16 protein-coding genes are annotated in these 20,203 nt (G+C 61.3%); 8 read left to right on the top strand and 8 right to left on the bottom strand.

All coding sequences use genetic code 11. From position 1 onward, the window contains the following. The first annotated feature begins 206 nt into the window (after positions 1 to 206). On the top strand, positions 207 to 1,106 hold the full coding sequence (locus tag XB14_RS25095) for a helix-turn-helix domain-containing protein (protein WP_077965525.1): 900 nt from the start codon (positions 207 to 209) through the stop codon (positions 1,104 to 1,106). Positions 1,107 to 1,145: 39 nt separating this feature from the next. On the opposite strand, the gene XB14_RS25090 is transcribed toward XB14_RS25095, so the two are convergent. Continuing rightward, positions 1,146 to 3,287: a TonB-dependent siderophore receptor gene (locus tag XB14_RS25090; protein ID WP_077965522.1), complete on the bottom strand. Its 2,142-nt coding sequence runs from the start codon at positions 3,285 to 3,287 to the stop codon at positions 1,146 to 1,148. Positions 3,288 to 3,592: 305 nt separating this feature from the next. On the opposite strand from XB14_RS25090, the gene XB14_RS25085 reads away from it, so the two are divergent. Genes XB14_RS25085 through XB14_RS25065 form a run of 5 tightly spaced genes read left to right on the top strand, consistent with a single transcriptional unit; the run spans position 3,593 to position 8,568 of the window. Next, positions 3,593 to 4,588 carry an iron-siderophore ABC transporter substrate-binding protein gene (locus XB14_RS25085; protein ID WP_077965520.1) on the top strand — a complete coding sequence of 332 codons (996 nt, stop codon included), beginning with the start codon at positions 3,593 to 3,595 and terminating at the stop codon, positions 4,586 to 4,588. After that, positions 4,585 to 5,631, top strand: a complete 1,047-nt coding sequence (locus XB14_RS25080; protein WP_077965518.1) for a FecCD family ABC transporter permease — start codon at positions 4,585 to 4,587, stop codon at positions 5,629 to 5,631. The genes XB14_RS25085 and XB14_RS25080 overlap by 4 nt, the downstream gene beginning before the upstream one ends. Continuing rightward, on the top strand, positions 5,628 to 6,668 hold the full coding sequence (locus XB14_RS25075; RefSeq protein ID WP_077965516.1) for a FecCD family ABC transporter permease: 1,041 nt from the start codon (positions 5,628 to 5,630) through the stop codon (positions 6,666 to 6,668). The genes XB14_RS25080 and XB14_RS25075 overlap by 4 nt, the downstream gene beginning before the upstream one ends. Then, entirely contained in the window at positions 6,665 to 7,504 is an 840-nt protein-coding gene (locus tag XB14_RS25070; protein WP_077965513.1) for an ABC transporter ATP-binding protein, read from the top strand. The genes XB14_RS25075 and XB14_RS25070 overlap by 4 nt, the downstream gene beginning before the upstream one ends. Further along, on the top strand, positions 7,501 to 8,568 hold the full coding sequence (locus tag XB14_RS25065) for a DUF2218 domain-containing protein (protein WP_077965511.1): 1,068 nt from the start codon (positions 7,501 to 7,503) through the stop codon (positions 8,566 to 8,568). Before XB14_RS25070 ends, XB14_RS25065 begins: the two co-directional genes overlap by 4 nt. Before the next feature lie 220 nt (positions 8,569 to 8,788). On the opposite strand, the gene XB14_RS25060 is transcribed toward XB14_RS25065, so the two are convergent. The 6 genes from XB14_RS25060 to XB14_RS25035 form a co-directional block, all read right to left on the bottom strand. Next, positions 8,789 to 10,228 carry an NAD-dependent succinate-semialdehyde dehydrogenase gene (locus tag XB14_RS25060; RefSeq protein ID WP_077967688.1) on the bottom strand — a complete coding sequence of 480 codons (1,440 nt, stop codon included), beginning with the start codon at positions 10,226 to 10,228 and terminating at the stop codon, positions 8,789 to 8,791. A gap of 151 nt (positions 10,229 to 10,379) precedes the next feature. After that, complete coding sequence (locus XB14_RS25055; RefSeq protein WP_077965509.1) at positions 10,380 to 11,993, bottom strand: dipeptide ABC transporter ATP-binding protein; 1,614 nt, start codon at positions 11,991 to 11,993, stop codon at positions 10,380 to 10,382. Beyond that, a complete protein-coding gene (locus XB14_RS25050; protein ID WP_077965507.1) occupies positions 11,990 to 12,808 on the bottom strand; it encodes an ABC transporter permease in 819 nt (272 codons plus the stop codon). The genes XB14_RS25055 and XB14_RS25050 overlap by 4 nt, the downstream gene beginning before the upstream one ends. Beyond that, entirely contained in the window at positions 12,805 to 13,749 is a 945-nt protein-coding gene (locus XB14_RS25045; RefSeq protein ID WP_077965505.1) for an ABC transporter permease, read from the bottom strand. The genes XB14_RS25050 and XB14_RS25045 overlap by 4 nt, the downstream gene beginning before the upstream one ends. 15 nt (positions 13,750 to 13,764) lie before the next feature. After that, a complete protein-coding gene (locus XB14_RS25040; protein ID WP_077965503.1) occupies positions 13,765 to 15,324 on the bottom strand; it encodes an ABC transporter substrate-binding protein in 1,560 nt (519 codons plus the stop codon). 138 nt (positions 15,325 to 15,462) lie between these two features. Then, positions 15,463 to 16,374, bottom strand: a complete 912-nt coding sequence (locus tag XB14_RS25035) for a GntR family transcriptional regulator (protein ID WP_077965501.1) — start codon at positions 16,372 to 16,374, stop codon at positions 15,463 to 15,465. A 131-nt stretch (positions 16,375 to 16,505) separates the two neighbouring features. On the opposite strand from XB14_RS25035, the gene XB14_RS25030 reads away from it, so the two are divergent. Both XB14_RS25030 and XB14_RS25025 read left to right on the top strand, forming a co-directional pair. Beyond that, positions 16,506 to 17,624 (top strand): C45 family autoproteolytic acyltransferase/hydolase, encoded by a 1,119-nt coding sequence (locus XB14_RS25030; protein WP_077965499.1) that lies wholly within the window; start codon positions 16,506 to 16,508, stop codon positions 17,622 to 17,624. Between the two features lie 57 nt (positions 17,625 to 17,681). Continuing rightward, entirely contained in the window at positions 17,682 to 19,010 is a 1,329-nt protein-coding gene (locus XB14_RS25025) for an aminotransferase class III-fold pyridoxal phosphate-dependent enzyme (RefSeq protein WP_077965496.1), read from the top strand. A 180-nt stretch (positions 19,011 to 19,190) separates the two neighbouring features. On the opposite strand, the gene XB14_RS25020 is transcribed toward XB14_RS25025, so the two are convergent. Next, complete coding sequence (locus XB14_RS25020; RefSeq protein ID WP_077967686.1) at positions 19,191 to 20,174, bottom strand: GlxA family transcriptional regulator; 984 nt, start codon at positions 20,172 to 20,174, stop codon at positions 19,191 to 19,193. Positions 20,175 to 20,203: the final 29 nt, after the last annotated feature.

Here is a 20,203-nt window from a genome sequence, read left to right as displayed (position 1 = left end):
GAGGTCGACGCGATCGAGACATCCGAATGCGCTTGGAGTGCCAAAGGTGTCCGCCTTTTCGCGGAGCTTCCTAGCCCGGCTTGCCACACCAGTATAAATATGAGAATACGAGTCAACTTACTGGTATTGAGAGGTGACGGCGTCAGGCGAAAGCGGATTTGACCGGCTCGCATCGGCACACCTCGAGAGGAAGAACTGATCTCAAAATGGGCTTCTGGCATTCCATGTCCTGGAAAACCGAAGGCATTCGGGTCACCGCACCAGTCCAATGGCGTCAGTACGATGGGATGGTTGGTGTTCTCTGGGAGGCAGAAAGCCAAGCCGGTGCCAGTGGCTACTACCTGGCGGACGATCCGCGCATCATGTTCTTTTTCAACGACATCTCGCCGAATGTCCGCATTTCAAACTTGGACAATGATGTAACGAGGAATTCACGCCCAATGGCGCGTGCCGTGTATGTCCCGGCCGGCGTCCCGCTGTGGACGGGCAGCCGGAGGACGCATACCTTCTCCCATCTTAACCTGCACCTCCATAAGGACCGGGTGTTGCGCTATCTGACCCCATCGGTGGGGAGTTCAGTAGCGCAGACGGCGCTACGCCGTCCGGTCGAGCTTCAAGACGTGGCGGCGCTCGATGCGTTGGCGAAACTGCTGGCCGACGAAATAAAGAGCCCCTCGAAGCATGAAGTCTATGCCGAGAGCCTTATCGGCAGCATCATTGCCGGGCTCCTGGATATTCCGGCTGACCGGGAGGAAAAGGTCGGCGGCAGGCTCACCCAGGCACAGATGAACAAGCTCACCTCGCATATCGACGCGCTTGGCGACTACCGCATGTCGGTTGCCGACATGGCTGCTGTCGTTGGTCTGTCCGAAAGCTGGTTTGCGAACGTCTTCAAGCAAACGACGGGAAATACGCCGTTGCAGTGGCAACTCTCAAAGCGCGTCGACCTATCGAAACAATTGCTGGGCGAAAGTGATCTTTCCGTTGCCAGCATCGCCGCGCAACTCGGCTTTTCCGATCAGGCGCACCTGACGAAAGTTTTCCGCCAGATCGTTGGCGAAACACCGGCGGCTTGGCGGCGGACGCGGCAATTCGGGCAATCTTAAGCATCCCGCCCGGCATGTCGCGGGCGGGATGACCCATGTCTACCAAGTCTGACGCAGCGTCGCGAGGATGCTGCGTCCCGGATTGTAGTACACCGCGCCGCTATCCTTGCTCGCCACGTGTTTCTCGTCGAACACATTATTGACGTTCACCTGGAACGTCGTGTTTTCCTGGACCTTATAGGTGAAGGCCGCATCGAACACGACCGCGCTGTCCGATGATGTGGTGTTGGTGATGTTGGTGTAATACGCGTCCGTGTAACGCGCCCCGAGCCCAAACATCATATCACCTCGGGCCCCTTCTCCCTCCAGTGTGTAAGTGCCCCACACCGAAGCAATATTCTTCGGAACGCGCATCAGGCGGTTGCCGTCATTGGCGCCGCCAGGTTCTTCGATCTTGGAATCGATGTAGCTGTAGGCAGCGATCACGCTGAAATTATCCGTCACCTCAGCCTTCGCTTCGAGTTCGAAGCCGCGATGTCGAACCTTGTCGACCGTTTGCGGCAGATAGGTGACCTGGTCGAAGACGGTAATGTTGCCCTTCGTCAGATCGTAGACGGAAGCGGTGAACAGGGCCGGGAAAGCATCCGGACGATACTTGATACCGGCTTCATACTGCTTTCCCGTCGTTGGATCGCTGCCTGCGGCGGGCGGCGCTGCCGATTCGGCGTAGCTGATATAGGGAGCGAGCTCCTCGGTTATCTTGTAGCTCGCGCCGACTCGAGTCGTGAATTCGCTGTGGCTGCCACTCCGCGTGGTTCCTGCCAGCAGGTTTGTCTCGCGGAGATCCAGCCAATCGTTGCGCAGGCCGACGCTGACGGTCAGCCTGTCGAAGAAGGTCAGATCCTGCTGAAGGTAGATGGCGTTGGTCTGCTGGTCGTTGTTCGTCTTGGCATAGGGGGCCATCGCGCCGGGACCGCCGGAATAAATCGGGTTTTCCCAGTCGATCGACGGCGCAAGCGTATAGAAATTCGCGCTGTCCGACTCGTATTTGTTGTAGTCGGCGCCGAACAAGGTTCGGCTCTCGACATTATCGAAACCCGCCTCGTAGACGAGGTGCGCGTCGATGACGAATTGTTCATTCGATTTCTCGTTTCCGAAGAAATAGCGGCCCGCCACAGTCGATCCGTTGGTCGGCGTGCTGCCAATATAGGCGCTGCCGAACCCGTCATTCAGATTGCTGTAACGCGCATTGGAGCTGAAGCTCAGGCCGTTGCCGAAATCGTGGTCGAACAGGACGCTGTAGCTGTTACGGTTCGTTTCGGTGAAGTAATAGTCCGGCTCACCGAAAAACTTGTCCCTGTCAAAATCAGTACCCAGAGGATGGCCACCGCTGCCTGGGACACCGTCCTTGTCCAGATGATCGAAGACGAACGTCAGGCTCGTCGTGTCGGTGGGACGCCATGTCAGGCCACCCATGATGAAGTTTTCGTCATCCTGGGAATAATCGTATTCGGCGTCCGAGCGCTGGAATTTGCCCGTCAAACGATAGGACAGGGTGTCGTCTTCGGTGAGGTTGTCCCCAAGATCGAAGCCCAGTTCCTTGTGCGAGAACGAGCCGCCCGTGCCATAGACTTCACCGAAACGATCACTCTTCGGCATTTTCGTGACGTAGTTGACCGATCCGCCGGGTTCTGCCGTGCCAAAACTCGAGGAGCTCGCGCCTTTCAAGACCTCGATGCGCTCGAAGGCATAGGGTTCTTCGCGAACGCCAGCAAAGGTCCTGCCGATGGCCAGGCCGTCGCGATAGGTGTACGGGGTGAAGCCGCGAATGTCGAAGTAGTCAAAGCGGTCGTCCGAGCCATAGAAGTCGGTCACCACACCAGCGGTGTATTGAACGACTTGCTCAACGGTGTCGGCGGCACGCTCCTCAATCTCCTTGGAGGTGATGACGGAAACCGAGGCAGGAGCAATAAGGATGTCGGTCGGCATCTTGCCGACGCCGGTCGTCTCTGTCGCAACGATCGACTTCGAATCGTCATCGGTGTTCAGCACGCTGCCGCCACGAGCACTTTCGGCGACAATCTTTTCCAGCGCCGTCACTCCGCCTTCCGTTCCTGCCTGCTGTGCAAAAGACAGGGCAGGTGCCCAGGCAAAGAGTGTCGTGCAGCCGAGGAGAAGCGCGTTGCGGTAGCGGATCGGTGCCCGCTTCGGGCTGCGGCTTGTCTGCATGTTCATATCCATTTTTCCAATTGACGTAGACGCTGAAGCGATCGGCCTGATTAATGCCGTCGAAGGCCGCCGAACCGCATCGCGTCTTGCCGTCCGGTGCCCATCAAAGCTGCCCCGGACATCCCCGTCTTGAAGTCGTTGTCCCACGGTTCCGCTATTAACTGGAGCGGATTTGTCCAGTATTGTATATTCCCCCGCTTTTGTACGATCCCGCGGGAATCTCCACGCACTTTCTGGATATCGGCTGCTTTGACGTTGACGCCGGGTAAATAAGCTGAGACTTGGGGTCAACTTATTATCTTGGATGGAGTGGGGCGATGAAGCTTGCCCGTTTCGCCGTGCTGGCAATGATCGCCCTTTTCTGGATCGGTAGGCACGATCTTGTGCACGCCGCCGAGGGTGCTGCGTATCCCATCACCATCACCCACGCCTTCGGTACGACCGTCATTGAAAGGAAGCCGGAGCGGGTTGCAACCGTTGCCTGGGCGAACCATGAGGTACCGCTGGCTCTTGGCATTGTTCCGGTCGGCATGGCGCGCGCCAACTTTGGCGACGATGATGGCGACGGCATTCTGCCATGGGTGGCCGCGCGGCTGGATGAACTCAAGGCCGAAAAGCCGGTGCTTTTTGACGAAGGCGATGGCATCGATTTCGAGGCGGTCGCCGCCACGCAACCGGACGTCATCCTTGCGGCCTATTCGGGCCTCAGCCAGGTGGATTATGACACGTTGAGCGCGATTGCGCCTGTCATCGCCTATCCGCAGGCTCCTTGGTCCACCGACTGGCGCGAGACGATCCGGTTGAACAGTGCGGGGCTCGGGATGGCAGCCGAAGGGGACGCGCTGATCACCAGCATCGAGGCCGACATTGCCCAAACGCTAGACGGACATCCCGAACTCAAGGGCAAATCGGCGATGTTCATCACCCATCTGAGTTCATGGGACCTCAGCACCGTCAATTTCTACACGACCAACGATACGCGCGTCAGGTTTTTCGCCGACCTTGGGCTCGCGTCCCCGAAAAGTGTGGTCCAGGCGTCGCAACCTGGAAAATTCTCGGGCTCGGTCAGCGCGGAGCAGATCGATGCCTTCGACGATGTCGATATTCTCGTGACCTACGGCGACGGGATGCTCTTCGACGCTTTGAAAGCCAACGCCCTGATGCTGCATATGCCGGCAGTTGCGCGAGAATCGATTGTCATGCTCGGCAACAACGCTGTCGGGAATGCCGCCAATCCCACGCCTCTGTCCATAAGTTGGGTCCTGAAGGACTACGTGAGGCTGCTGAGTGAGGCAGCCAAGAAGGCGAAATGAACGCCTGGACCAACAAGACATCGGGCGGGTGGTGTTCGCCCGTTTCCCGTTCCAACCGCATGCGAAGTCTTTGGCTGGCAGCGCTTTTCGCGCTCCTCGGTCTTTTGCTTGTCGCCTCTGTTACGGTCGGTGCGCGCTATGTCGGGTGGGGCGATATCGTCGCGGCGCTGAGCGGAGCGCAGGACAACATCGGTCGCGCATCGGTTGCGTTGCGCATTCCACGGACCTTGCTGGCGCTGCTTGCCGGTGGTGCACTGGGATTGGCAGGGGCAATCATGCAAGGTGTGACCCGCAATCCGCTTGCCGACCCCGGCATTCTCGGCGTCAACATGGGGGCATCTCTCGCTGTCGTCGTCGGCGTCGCCTGGTTCGGAATGTCGTCACTCTATGCATACATCTGGGTGGCGATCCTGGGTGCCGGGTGCGCCGCGATCTTCGTCTACGCCATAGGTTCGCTCGGCAGGGGCGGCGCAACCCCTCTGAAAATGGCGCTCGCAGGTGCGGCAACCTCGGTCGCGTTTGCGTCCTTGGTTATCGCCATCGTTTTGCCGCGCGGCGACATCGCGGGCGGTATTCATTCCTGGCAGATCGGTGGCGTTGGCGGGGCGACTTACGAGCGTATCCTTCCGGTCCTGCCGTTTCTGCTCGCAGGCTTCCTGGTCAGCCTGTTGTCGGCCAGAAAACTCAACTCTCTTGCACTCGGAGACGAGCTTGCGACCGGGCTCGGCGAAAGCGTCGCAACCGCGCGCGCCGTTGCCTCCCTCGGCGCCATTCTTCTGTGCGGTGCGACGACGGCCGTGTGCGGACCGATCGGATTCCTCGGATTGGTCGTGCCGCATATCTGCCGCCTGTTGATTGGCGTCGACCATCGATGGCTGCTGCCGTTTTCGACGGTTGCAGGCGCGTGCCTCCTGCTCGCCGCAGACGTTCTCGGGCGCATCGTCGCGCGCCCCGCAGAGATCGACGTCGGCATCGTCACCGCGCTGATCGGTGCGCCGTTCTTCATCTGGATCGTCCGGCGCCAACGTGTGAGGGAACTGTGACAATTCCCTCGTCCACCATTGATGGTGTCATCGCACACCGCCGCAAAAGCGCGCGCAGGTACAGGCTCGTTCTTGCGGTGCTACTGACCCTGGTCGCAGCGATTTTCGCCGTCACCTTGTCGGTTGGGCAATCCATCACGCCGCCGGGCGACGTTCTGCGCGTGCTCGTCGGAGAACCGGTTTCGGGCGCGTCCTTTACGGTCGGGCAACTGAGATTACCTCGCGCCGTGCTGTCGATCCTTGCGGGCTTGTGCTTTGGACTGGGCGGCGTGGCATTCCAGGTCATGTTGCGCAATCCGCTCGCCAGCCCCGATATCATCGGAATTAGCTCCGGGGCAGGGGCGGCTGCGGTTTTCGCCATTGCCGTCCTGTCGATGAACGGGCCGATGGTTTCGGTCGTCGCCATTGTTGCGGGACTTGGGGTTGCGCTGCTCGTCTACGGCCTTTCCTTCCGCAACGGGGTCGCCGGCACCAGGCTGATCCTGGTCGGCATCGGCGTCTCCGCCATGCTGCAAAGTGTTATCGCCTACATCCTGCAGTCGGCACCTGACTGGAACCTGCAGGAAGCGATGCGTTGGCTGACAGGTAGCGTCAACGGCGCGCAGCTTGGCCAGGCGCTGCCGCTTCTGCTTGCCCTCCTCTTCTTCGGCGGGCTACTGCTCGTTCGCGGTCGCGATCTCGAGACGCTGCGGCTGGGTGACGATACGGCGGCGGCCCTTGGCACCAGGGTCTCGCAGACACGAATGCTCGTGATCGTCGCTGCGGTCGGCCTGATCGCATCGGCGACCGCAGCGACGGGACCGATCGCTTTCGTCGCATTCCTTTCGGGACCGATCGCCGGCCGGATCGTGCGAAACGATGGCTCGCTGCTCACACCCGCTGCGCTGACGGGCGCCGTGCTCGTGCTTTTGGCCGATTACGTCGGGCAACACGTTCTGCCGGGCCGCTACCCGGTCGGCGTCGTCACCGGAGCGCTTGGTGCGCCTTACCTCATTTACCTCATCGTTCGCATCAATCGGATCGGAGGGTCGTTATGACCGATCATCTGCTCGTCGCCAGCGGATTGACGGCCGGCTACGACAATACCGAAATCCTGCACGGGCTCGACCTCACCATTCCCCCGGGCAAAGTCACGGTGATCGTCGGCGCCAATGCCTGTGGCAAATCCACGTTTCTGCGCACGCTCTCGCGATTGATCGCACCAAGCGCAGGACAGGTTATGCTTGACGGCAAGTCCATCCACCGGACGCCGTCGAGAGAGCTCGCCCGGACGCTGGGTCTGCTGCCGCAATCGCCGATCGCGCCGGAAGGGATCACCGTGGCCGACCTCGTCAGCAGGGGACGGCATCCGCATCAAAGCCTGTTTTCCCGCTGGACGCGACAGGACGACGAGGCGGTCGACAGCGCGCTTACGGCGACAAAGACAATCGACCTTGCCGAACGGCCGATCGACGAACTCTCCGGCGGTCAACGGCAGCGTGTTTGGATCGCGATGGCGCTTGCGCAGCAGACCGACATCTTGCTGCTCGATGAACCGACGACCTTTCTCGACATCAACCATCAGATCGAAGTGCTCGACCTCCTGACCGATCTCAACGGTACGCGCGGCACGACGGTCGTCATGGTGCTGCACGATCTCAACCTTGCTGCGCGCTATGCCGATCATCTCGTCGCGATCGCCGATGGACGCGTGCAAATATCGGGCACGCCGGAAGAGGTGCTCACCGAAGCGACCGTACGACAGGTTTTCGGCCTCGATAGTCGCGTCATCAGCGACCCCACATCGGGCCGGCCAATCATGCTGCCGATCGGGCGACACCGGATGATCGCCATCGGCGGCATGGGTGATGCATCACAAAAGGAGAGCGCATGAACGCGGCTAATTTCAAGCTGTCCGGTATAGCCGTCCCCGTCAGCCCGGCCGACATGCTCGACGAGATCTGCGAGCATTTCGTCGAACATGCCGAGGTCGAACGTAAAGACGACTTGGCGGTGTTGCGAAGCAAGCTCGGTGTCGCCCACATCAGGATCGAAAAGGCCCAGTTGTTGATCGAGCTCGACTGCCCGACGCGTGAAATGCTGCACATGAGCCGCACGATCCTGGCCGAACATCTTTTCTACTTTGCCGAAGGCCAGCCGTTTGAATTGACGTGGTCGGAGCCGACGTCGTTGTCGGTGCTCCCGAACCTTCATGAAGTGCAAGTCGTCTCGGCACACGATGTCACTCCCCATATGCGGCGCGTGATATTTTCCTGCGCCGATGTAAACCCCTTCGTGGGCGGCGACATGCATGTCCGCCTGCTGGTGCCGCCGAAGGGCAAGCCGCCGGTCTGGCCCGGCTTCCGAGAAGACGGCCGTATCGCCTGGCCGGAGGGTGAGAACGAGCTGCTTGTTCGGGTCTATACCATCCGCGCCGTCGATTGCGATCGGGGCGAGTTGTGGATCGATTTCTTGCAGCATCCCGTACCCGGCGTATCGACACCAGGCGCGGACTTTGCGCGCGACGCCCAGCCGGGAGACGCGGTCGCTCTTCTCGGGCCTGGCGCAGGCGGTTTACCAGAAGCGCGGTCCATTTTGCTGATCGGGGACGAGAGCGCATTACCAGCGATTGCACGTATCGCAGCCGAGGCGGCGGCCGGAACACAGATACGAGCGATCATCGAGGTTGAGGACAAGGACGAAGAGCAGGTGCTTCTAACCGATAGCCTGCTCAACGTGCGTTGGTTGCACCGGGCGGGCTACCGGGAGGACACCGCCGACGTTCTCGTCTCAGAGGCGAAAGCAGCGATTGAAGCCGCAGATGACGAGACCTTCATCTGGGCTGCCTGCGAGAAAAAAGACATACGAGCGATCAAGGCGGACCTCAAGGCGCGGCAACACGATCGCAGCAAGATGTATGTCGCTTGGTATTGGGAAAGAGATCCGAAGATCGCATAAGCCTCAGGGCGTCGAAACGTCGATGCTGATGAAGACAGGATCGCGCCTCGTCGTTCCGTTCCAGTGTCAGTTCCGGAGGTGGACGGAAGGAGCGTTCGATCTCGAAACAGTCGCGGCGATGGTAACGCAAGTTGAAGTCCGAGTTTTAGAAGAGAAGAAGTTGGATGGCGCCCAGGGGGCGCCGGCAGTCGCCGAGGGCGGGTGCACTCGCTCTGTCGGCTCAGACGCTCTTTCGCGTGACGAAGCGCGTTTCCAGATAGGCTTCGATCGCCTCGGAACCGCCCTCGGTACCGTGACCGGAATCCTTGATGCCGCCGAAGGGGACTTCCGGCAGTGCGAGGCCCAGATGGTTGATCGAAATCATGCCGCTTTCGACCTCGCTTGCGAGGCGATGGGCGCTGCGCTCCGATCCGGTGAAGGCGTAGGCCGCAAGGCCGAAGGGCAGGCGATTGGCCTCATCGATCGCCTCGTCCAGATCCTGGAACCGGTTGATGATCGAGACGGGGCCGAAAGGCTCGTCGTTCATGATCCGCGCGGAAAGCGGCACGTCCGCCAGCACCGTCGGCTCGAAGAAGTAGCCACGGTTGCCGATGCGATGGCCGCCGGTTGCCAGCCGGGCGCCATGTTCCACCGCGTCGGCGACCAGGCTCTCGATCGCCGGGATGCGCCGCTCGTTGGCAAGCGGCCCCATGTCGATACCGGCTTCGAGACCGTTGCCGACCCTGATCTTTTTCGACGCGGCGACGAAGCCGTCGAGGAACTGGTCCGCGACGCGCTCCTGCACGAGGAAGCGGGTGGGCGACACGCAGACCTGGCCGGCGTTGCGGTACTTGCTGCCGGCCATGACGGCGACGGCGCGCTCGACATCGGCGTCATCGGTGACGATGACAGGCGCATGCCCGCCCAGTTCCATCGTTGCGCGCTTCATGTGCTGGCCGGCAAGGGCGGCGAGCAGCTTGCCGACCGGGGTCGAGCCGGTAAACGACATCTTGCGGATCACCGGATGGGCGATCAGATATTCCGAGATGACCGAGGGCACACCGTAGACGAGATTGACGACGCCGGCCGGAAGCCCGGCGTCGACGAAGCAGCGGATGAGCTCGGCCGGCGACGCCGGCGTCTCCTCCGGCGCCTTGACGATGATCGAGCATCCGGTGGCCAGCGCCGCCGACAGCTTGCGCACCACCTGGTTGATCGGGAAGTTCCAGGGCGTGAAGGCGGCAACGGGACCGACCGGCAGCTTGACGGTCATCTGGGTGACGTCGGGCGAACGCGGCGGAATGATCTGGCCGTAGGCGCGCTTTCCTTCCTCGGCGAACCACTCGATGATTTCGGCCGCGCTGAGGATCTCGCCCTTCGACTGGGCAAGGGGCTTGCCCTGTTCGCGGGTCATCAGACAGGCGATGTCGCCGGCCCTTTCGCGAAGCAGGGCGGCTGCCGACCGCATCACCTGGGCGCGGTCGAAGGCGGACGTGGCCCGCCACGTCTTGAAACCCTTCTCGGCGGACGCAAGCGCCTCGTCCAGATCCTCCACCTCGGCCCAGGCCACCTGACCGATCGTTTCCTCGCTGGCAGGGTCGATGACGGGAATGGTCTTGCCGGAGCGTGCGGCGCGCCAGATGCCATCGATGTGAAGCAGAATGTCTGGATAGTGAGCCATGGAGAGCCTTTGATGAATGTTCATCGCCTCGTTCGCGCGAGGTGAATTGATCGGGCCAGCGGGCCTTGCCGGCTATTCCTGATCGCCAACAATGGCGGCGCAGCAGCAAGGCAGCCGAGACTGTGCCGTCCGCTACTGCTGAACGCCTGGATTAAGCCGCTCGCCAGACGAGGTCGATGCCGCCGCCGTCAGCCGGAGTAAGCATGGGAACCGCCGACAGGAGTTTCCTCGTGTAGGACGACGTCGGCCGATCGAAGATTTCATCACGGCTGCCCTGCTCCTCGATGACGCCGCGATGCATTACCACGACGCGATCGGCGATTTGTTCGACGACGCCAAGGTCGTGCGAGATGAAAAGGCACGCAAATCCCTGCTGTTCCTGCAACTGCGACAACAGTTTGAGGATCTGGGCCTTTACGGTCATGTCGAGAGCCGAGACCGCTTCGTCGGCGATGACGAGGTCCGGCCGGCGAGCGAGCGCACGGGCGATCGCAACACGCTGCCTTTGTCCGCCCGAGAGCTGATGCGGAAAACGATCGGCGAATTGCGGACCGAGCCCGACCTCGCTCAAGACTTCGTTCACCCGCTCGCGGCGTGCGGTCGAATGCATCGACTTTTCGTGCCGGAGCGGCGCGGCGACGATCTCGCGCACACGCATCCTGGGATCAAGCGAGGAGTAGGGATCCTGAAACACCATCTGGCAATTCGCACGGTAATCGGCGTAGCCGCCGCTTTTCCTGTTCACCGCCTGGCCGCGGAAGGTCAGTGTGCCTTCGTTCGGCTGTAGCAGCCCTGCGATGATGCGGCCAAGCGTCGTCTTGCCGGAACCCGATCCCCCAACCAGCGCGACGATCTCGCCGGGATGGATGTCGAGGTCAATGCCGTGCAGCACAGCCTTGGCGCTGCTGCCGCTGCCATAGGCAAGTTTCATGTTTCTGACGCTGGCAAGCGGCGCGTTGGGTGCGATCGCGCGTGCCGGCGCGCGGCGGGGAAGGGCGGACAAAAGTTTCCGGGTGTACTCGTGGCGCGGAGCGCGCAACAGTTCGCTGGTCGCTCCTTCCTCGACGCAGACGCCCTTCTGCATGACCAGCACGCGATCGGTGTACTGGGCCACCATCGCCATGTCGTGGCTGATAAGCACCATTGCGGTGCCTTTCTCCTCCACCAGGGCATGCAAGAGTTCCAGCACCTCTCGCTGGACGACGGCGTCGAGTGCGGTCGTCGGCTCGTCGGCGATCAACAGTGCCGGCTCCAGCAACATGACGGATGCGATCATGATGCGCTGGCGCATGCCTCCTGAAAACTCGTGCGGAAAGGCGCGAACGGCGGCATCGGGATCGGCAATGCCGACACGCCTCAACATCGCCAGGATTGCGTCCCGGCGTCCCGTGGCATCCATCGCGGTATGCAGTGCCAGGCCTTCCTCCAATTGGTGGCCGATTGTGAGCGCAGGGTTGAGTGAGGTCATCGGCTCCTGAAAGATGAGCCCTATGCCCTTGCCGCGCAGCTTGCGCAGTTCCTCAGGCTGGAGATCTCCCATGTCGCGATCCTCGAACCGGACGCTGCCGCCGAGCTTGGAGATTGCGGGCGGAAGAAGGCCGATGACGGCGCGCATCAGCATCGACTTGCCGGAGCCGGATTCACCGACGATGCCGATGCGCTCGCCGCGGCGAAGCGTCAGGCTGACGCCGTTGACGACCTGGGTGGCGACGGCTGTGGCGCCGAGCACCAGCCGGTCGACCGTGAGGAGGGGTGGCGTGTTCATTGCATGCCTCTCATTTTCGGATCGAGCCGATCCCGCAGTGCGTCGCCGAGCAGATTGATGCCGAGCAGCACAATTGAGATGCAAAGGCCCGGGAAGATCGCAAGCCAGGCGGCCTGGGCGAGGTAAGGCCGGGCAGCGGCCAGCATGTTGCCCCAGGTCGGCGCTGGTGGGGGTACACCGAGGCCGAGGAAGGAAAGGGCGCTCTCCGAAAGCAGGGTCCAGCCGAACATCGATGTCGTCAGAACTGTCAACGGGGCGATGCAATTGGGCAGGATGTGGCGAAGCAGCGTGTAAAGCCCGGAATCACCTGATATCCGCGAGGCATCTATGAACTCCCGCTCCCTAAGCGAAAGCACGGTACCGCGCACGATCCGGGCGACTGAAGGCGTGTAGGCGATGCCGAGCGCCAGCACGATGCCGTATTTGTTGGCGCCAAAGATCGCGAGCAGGCCGAGTGCGAGCAGGATGCCGGGGAAAGCGAGCAGGGCGTTGGTGACGGCGACGAGCACCCGGTCGGTCCATCCGCCGAGATAGCCCGATATCGAGCCGAGCGCGGTGCCGAGAACGGTCGCAATCGCAACGGTCGCGAGACTGACGATGCCGCTTGCCGAGGCGCCGAGCATCAGACGACTGAGCACGTCGCGCCCGAACTCGTCGGCGCCGAGCAGGTGCTGGGTCGACGGTCCGGCCAGGCGCGCCTTCATGTCGAGCGCCATCGGATCGTAGGGTGTCCAGACCGAACCGATGCAGGCTGCGATCACGAAGGCGCCGACGAACAGGCCGCCAACCATCGCATTGGCAGAAAGGGTCTTCATGTGATTTTCACTCGCGGATCGAAGAGCGGATAGCAGAGGTCGACGATCAGATTGACCAGCACGTAGATGACAGCGATGAACAGCAGGCATCCCTGGATCACCGGATAGTCACGGCCGAAGATCGCATCGACCAGAAGGCGCCCGAGGCCGGGGATGGTGAATACGGTCTCGACGACGGCGATGCCGCCCAGCATGTTGCCGAGAACCAGACCGATCAGCGTCAGCGTCGGCGCAAAGGCGTTGGGAAACACGTGTCGCCACAGCACGGTGCGCTCGGGAAGGCCCTTGGCGCGGGCATGGGTAATGTAATCGAGCCTTAGGACTTCGAGCGCCGAGGCGCGGGCCATGCGCAGGAGCACGCCGATCTCGTGCAGGAACAGGGTAAGGATCGGCATCAGCACGTAAAGCAGCCCCCGGCTCGGGTCTTCGGCAACCGATACGTAACCGACCACCGGCAACCAGCCGAGCTTGAGGCCGAAGATGAGCAGGATGACGAGGCCGAGCCAGAAGGTCGGGATCGACAAGAGCAAGGCCGCAACCGATACCAGCGTCAGATCAAGCTTCGAGTTCTGCCGGAGCGCGGCAATGAAGCCGGCGGGGACCGCAGCCAGCGAGGCAAGGGCGACGGCAACGAGGACGATGCCGGCGCTCACCTTGAAACGCTCGATGACGAGATGGGCCACCGGCTCCTTCGTCGTGATCGACGTCCCGAGGTCGCCCTGGAACACGTTGGTCAACCAGATCGCAAACTGCGTCAGGATGTTCTTGTCCAGTCCGAGATCCGACCGCAGGGCGGCGACGCTCTCAGGCGACGCCATGTCTCCAAGCAGGAGTGCCGCCGGATCACCGGGAACGAGGCGGATCAGGAAGAAGACGACGACGGCGACGAGGAAGACCGTCGGAACGGCCATTCCTATTCGCGACAGGATGAAGCGCAGCATCTCGACGATACCTTCTTACTCGGCGATCGTGACTTCCCATGCCCTGGGCATGGAGAAGATCGAGGCCGCGTAGTTCTGGACGTGTTTCTGGTAAGCCGACGCCTCGAGCCCGTTATAGAGCATGATGAAGGGCACGGTTTCCAGGAAGCGCGCATGCAGCTTGTCGAAGAGCTCCTGGCGCTTGGCGGGATCGGAATAGCGCACGGCATCGGCGAGCATGGCCTGTGCGTCCGGATCGTCCCAGACCTTGCGCGGCTCCTTGTCCTTGTTGCCCATGACGGAGTCCATGGTCAGCGCGGGGTCGTAGCGTCCCGAATAGGGAAATACCATCGCCGTATAATTGCCGCTTTGATATCGGTCGAGCTGTGCCGCCCATTCCAGCACTTCGAGTTCAGCGGTTATGCCGACCTGCTGCAGCATTGCCTGTGCCACGATTGCTGCGTCGTAGGTGTTGGAGTAGCGCGTATTGGCGATGAGCTTGATTGGTTGGCCGTTGTAGCCGGCTTCCCGCAGGAGCGCCTTTGCCGCCTCGGGATCGTAGCTGTAGCCCTGGCCCTGGGCTGGCGAATGGTACTTTGAGGTCGGCGGTATCAGCGAGTTGTTGGCCTTGCCGAGACCGAGCGTAATTCCCTCGACCATGGTCTTGGTGTCGAGAGCCATGGCGATCGCCTTGCGGATGCGCATGTCCTTGAGCAGAGGATCGCGCGTCTGCAACAGGAGCGCGACGATGCCGGGATTGGTCGCCAGCGAGACGGCGGTATCGGCGTTCTGCTTGAGCTCCTCGACATCGGCATAGGGAACGTCCGGTACGATATCGATGTCGCCATTGAGCAGCGCAGCCTTGGCGGAGGAGCGGTCGGGAATGACGGCGAAGCGGACGGCCGAGACGAGCGGACGCTTGGCGCCGGTGTAGCCGTCCCGCTTTTCTTCGCTGCGTACCGCATAGTCGGCAAAGGCTTCGAGGTCGATGAATTCGCCCTTGCGCCATTCCTTGTACCGGAAGGGACCGGTGCCGACAGGCACATTGAACGAGCCGTCGGCGTTGAACGATGATTTATCGAGAATGCCGGTCATGCCGCAGTCGGTTCTGGCAAGCGTTGCCTGAAAAAGGGCGTTCGGCTTTTCGAGCTTGAACACGACGGTTTTGTCGTCGGGTGCCGTGACCGATACGACATGGGCGGCGCCGCCCTCGGCAAAGTCGTTGCGGCATCGCCATTTCGTGGCTTCGTCCATGTAGCGGTTCCAGTTCCAGACGACGTCGGCTGATGTGAGCACGTTGCCGTTATGGAACTTGACGCCATCCCTGAGCGTGAAAATGTAGGTCAGGTCGTCGTCCGAGACGGCGACCTCCTTGGCGAGCAGCGGTTTTACCGAGGCGTCCTCGCTGTATGCGACGAGACCCTCGACCATATGCAAGACGACGGCGTCGCTGTTAGCATCTCGGTTTACGCCCGGGTCGAGGCTGCGGATGTCGGCATTGAGTGCGATTTTCAGCGTTTCGGCTGCGGCCGGGCCGCAGGTCAAGCTCAGCGCTATTGCTGCGGCCGATGCGGCAAGTCTCTGTCTACGGTTCACCTCAGTTCTCCTCTTCGCGGTCTGTCCCGTTTTTGTGGTTGATCAAATTGTGCCTTTTGTTCGCTCATAATGCAATACAAAAAATCGCGGACCTTTTCCGCCTCTGCAAATGAAGAGGTTACCCGCTCTCGGCAGGCGTTATCTTTCGCTGCGGATACGGTCCTCGACCTTCTGCAGCGTGGATTCGAGGTGGCGACGCAGCGCAAGCTGGGCGAATTCGATCTCGCCGGAGCCGATATACCTGAGAATCTGGATGTGCTCCGTCAGCGACCTCTCCATGCGCTCGGGCCGGAGCCGATCGAACACCGAGGACTCGCGCAGCAGTCTGAGGTCGTTTTGCATGCGCACGGATTGCAGGATGAAGCGGTTGCCGGACCATGCGGCGAGTGTCTCGTGGAAGGAGGCATTCAGTTTCAACCAACTGTCGCGGGGGATGCTGCCCGCGGCATTGATCTGCTCGAACATGCTTTCGTGTTCAGCAATGAGGGCCTTCAGCGCATCCGGATCGGCGCGGTAGTTCGGCTCGGCAAGGCCCGCAAGCTCGATCGCGATGCGAAAACGGTAGCTTTCCGCCAGGCTTTCCGCGCTGTCGAGTGAATCGACAAACGCCCATCCGTGGCCGCGCTGGCGGTGAATGAGGCCTTGCGAGGACAATTGTGTCAACGCCTTGCGGATCGTGCCGCGGGCAATGCCGTAGCGTTCCGTCAGCTCGTTTTCCGACACTTCCTGCGGAATGGTGCCGACAGAGCGGTCACGCAGGATCTGCTGCTTCAGGCGTTCCGTTTCGCTCTCGCTGAATGTCTCGATGTAGGTGCCGTTGCCGAGATCGGTGGCGGCGATAAAGCCTTTGTTGGGGATGAGACGCACGAGATCCTTGGTCGCAAGGATCTCGAGGGCGGCCCGCATCGGCGTGCGCGATACGCCGAACATGGTTGCCAGGGTCTTCTCGACAATCGGATGACCGGCCCGCCAGCCTTCTTTTTGTGCCTGAAGCAGGATCTGCCGGGCAATGTCGATCTGCAACGCGCTCGGGCTGCTTTCCGTGCTCATCAACTGGCTCCAGGGTCTGGTCGGTCTTTGGGGTGCGCTTTTGACATAGCTGTTCGATTTCCTCTGGACAATTCCTTGCGATAATGCATTTTAACAACACAAAACGCAACATAGAGTGAAAGAGAAGACAGATGACCGCCGCACCGTTTCCGTTCGTTTCGATCTCAGGAACTCCGCTCGAGCGTGGGCGTCAGTATGGGCAGCAGGCGAAGGACCGTGTGCGTCGCAGCGTCGATCTGTATGCTGGCCGGCTTGCGACGCTCGGGGTCTTGGCCGACGACCTGAAATCGATCGTTGCCGGCTATGTGCCCCTCATCGAGGCATTCGACCCAAACTTCGTGGTGGAGATGAAGGGCATAGCCGAAGGTGCGAACTTGCCGTTCGAGCACGTCGTACTGATCAATGCCCGTACCGAGATCCTTGCGAGGGCGCGAAGGACCCAGGCGGCGAGGGCCGAGCATTCGGGCGATGGCTGCACCGGTGTCGTTGTCCTGCCCGAGCGCAGCGCCACGGGAGAGCTCGTGCACGCGCAGAACTGGGACTGGATGGCAGAATGCGCGGAGACGGCGATCGTCTTGCGCGTCAAACCGGATGAAGGTCCGTCCTACCAGACGTTCACCGAGGCCGGTGGCCTTGCACGCAGCGGGATGAACGACAAGGGCATCGCCGTCACGGCCAATTATCTCGAGAGCGATCGCGACTTTGCCGGCGATGGCGTGCCGCTGGCACTCATCCGGCGCATGGTCCTGCAACAGGAACATCTGGCGATGGCGATGCGCGCCGTGGCTGGAACGAGGAAGTCGGCGTCGAACAACATCATCGTGAGCCACAAGGATGGCTTTGCCGTCAGCTTCGAATGCGCGCCGGACGAAGCGTTCAACATCTATCCGGAAAACGATCTCATCGTGCATGCCAACCATTGGCAGAGCCAAACGGCGCTTCTGAAATTGCGCGAGCAGGCCCACTCAAGCTGGTCGGACAGCTTTTATCGCGACTGGCGCGTTCGCCGCATTCTCGAAAAGTCCGACAAGATCGGGGTCACCGAAGTCAAGGCCGCGCTTTCTGACAAGTTCGGTTATCCCTATGCCGTCTGCCGTCCGCCACATCGTTCGTCGCGTGGCCATGTCTCAGCGACGGTCGCGACCATCGTGATGCGGCCTGCGGCCGGCGAGATGGAACTCGCGGTGCTGCCGGCCGACAATCCGAGCTTCAAGAGCTACCCGACCTACCGAGATGAAATCGCGGCCTGAAGGCCTACCGGCGCGCCTTGCCGGTGCGCTTGCCCAGCGAACAGAAGGCCCAATCACATGGATACGCTCACCACGCCCGGCCCGAACAGCCTTGATGCCTATTGGATGCCGTTCACGGCAAACCGGGATTTCAAGTCGAATGCGGCACTCATCTCGCATGCCGAAGGGCTCTACTACTTCACCAGCAACGGCCATCGCCTGCTCGACGCCATTGCCGGTCTCTGGTGCGTCAACGCCGGGCATGGTCATCCGCGGATCGTCGAGGCGATCCAGAAGCAGGCGGCGCGGCTGGACTTCGCCTCCTCGTTCGGCCTCGGGCACCCGCTGGTTTTCGAATATGCCAATCGGCTGACGTCGATCGCTCCGGCGGATATGAACCATATATTCTTTACCAATTCGGGTTCCGAAGCCGCCGATACGGCGATCAAGATCGCGCTTGCCTATCATCACGCACGGGGGGAGGGGCAGCGCCAGCGTATCGTCGGGCGCCAGCGCGGCTATCACGGTGTTGGTTTCGGGGGCCTGTCGGCCGCCGGAATGGGGCCGCACAAGAAGCAGTTTGGCATGCTCTTGCCGGGCGCGGTTCACCTGCCCCATACGCACGATCCGGCAAGGAACGCCTTCAGCCTCGGTCAGCCTCGCCACGGTGCAGAGCTTGCCGATGCACTCGAACAGATGATCGCGACCTACGACGCCTCGACGATCGCAGCCGTTATCGTCGAACCTGTCGCCGGTTCGACCGGCGTGCTCGTGCCACCGGTGGGATATCTCGAACGGTTGCGCGATCTCTGTTCACGCCATGGCATCCTGTTGATCTTTGACGAGGTCGTCACCGGCTTCGGGCGGCTTGGCCGGCCCTTTGCGGCCGATCGCTTCGGGGTCATACCCGATCTCCTGATGGTCGCGAAAGGGATGACCAACGGCGCGGTTCCGATGGGCGGCGTGATCGCCTCAAGCGCCATCTACAACACGGTCACCGGGAAAGCGGCCTCGGGTGCCGTCGAATTGTCCCACGGCTACACCTATTCCGGCCATCCGCTGGCAGCGGCGGCCGGCCTCGCGTCGCTCGATGTCTATGTTTCCGAAGGCCTGTTCGAAAGGGCAGCGCGGCTTGAGCCGCATTGGCAAACATGCGCCCACAGCCTCAAGGGTCTTCCAGGGGTCGTCGACATCCGCAACCTCGGTCTGCTCGCCGGCATCGAACTTGGAGAGGATCCCGTCAGCGGGAAGGAGCTGGCCAGGAAAGTCTACGAGCACTGCTTCGAACACGGAGTGCTCGTTCGTCCGGTGGCAAACACGATCGTGCTGTCGCCGCCGCTCACCATCGGTGAGCATGAGGTCGAGACGATCTTCGCGACGATTGAGGCCGCGCTGAAGGCGAACTGAAACTGCGATCGCCGTCAAGCCCTGGCTTGGTTTCGTACGGATTAGTCCGAGGTCTTCATATGGTCAGGTTTTGTGCGGTTAGGGTCGCATAATGCATCAACTGCTACGTCCAGTGCGCGGCACGCAGCCCCTTTGCCGCACACTGCCGCGCGTTTCTCATTGAGACGGCCGCTGGATTGCTCATATATGATGTTGTGCTCTCAGCGAGCTCGGCGTTTGTCCGTAGGCCTTCGCAAATATTCGGGAGAAGTGCCCGGCACTCTCGAAGCCAACCTCGAGCGCGATTTCGATCAGTGATGCATCGGTCTGCGTGAGAAGGTGCTTGGCCCGTTCCAGCCGGAACTTCCGATAGACCAGGGCCGGCGACATCTTCGCCTTTTCCATGAACAGGCGTTCCAGCTGCCGCCGGGACAAGCCGACGGAGGCGGCCAGTTCAGGGATCGAAATCGTGTTTTCGGTATGCTGCTCCATGATGATGAGGGCAGCGTTCAAACGGGGATCGTTGCTCTCGATCGAGAGCGGTTTCCGAGGCTGGACGTGAAGATGCGAGCGCGCCTTGTCGATCTGCAGCACTTCGAGCGCGTTCCGTTCCGCTTCCTTGCTGATGTGTAGCCGCACGATATGGGCTGCCATGTCGGCAGCACTGCTGCCGCCGGCGCAGGATCCGCGGCTGCGCTCCAGGTTGAAGAGGCGGTCCGAACGAACCTTGAGACCCGGGAACCGTTCGCGAAAAGCCTTATAGTGAAGCCAGCTGACGCAAACATTGTGTCCGTTCATCAGGCCGGCTTCAGCCAGTATGAAGGTCCCTGTGCACAGGCCGATCAACGGAACTTTTCGAACGGCGGCCTTCTTGAGGAAGGCGATCGTCTCGTCGTCTATCGGGTTCTCACTGTTGAGCAAACCGCCGACCACGACGATGTAGTTGAATTGGACAGGGTCTACGAGGCCCGATGTCGGCGCCACCTGCACGCCGCAGCTCGAAGCGATCAGATGCCTCGTGTTGCCGAGCACCTGCCAGTCGGCTCGGATGCGGCCGGACTTGTCGAGTTCGTCGCTCGCCAGCCGGAGCGTATCGACAAAGAGGGCGAAGGCGGAAAGCGTGAAGGACCGGGCCAGCACGAAACCGATCTTGAGGCGGTTCGTCGATGCTGTGTTGGATTGCATGGTCGTTGTCATAGAAAACCTACCTCTCC

The sequence above is a fragment of the Ensifer adhaerens genome, assembly GCF_002007205.1.
GTDB classification, from domain to species: domain Bacteria; phylum Pseudomonadota; class Alphaproteobacteria; order Rhizobiales; family Rhizobiaceae; genus Ensifer; species Ensifer adhaerens_D.
This window is presented reverse-complemented; position numbering and strand designations above follow the sequence as displayed.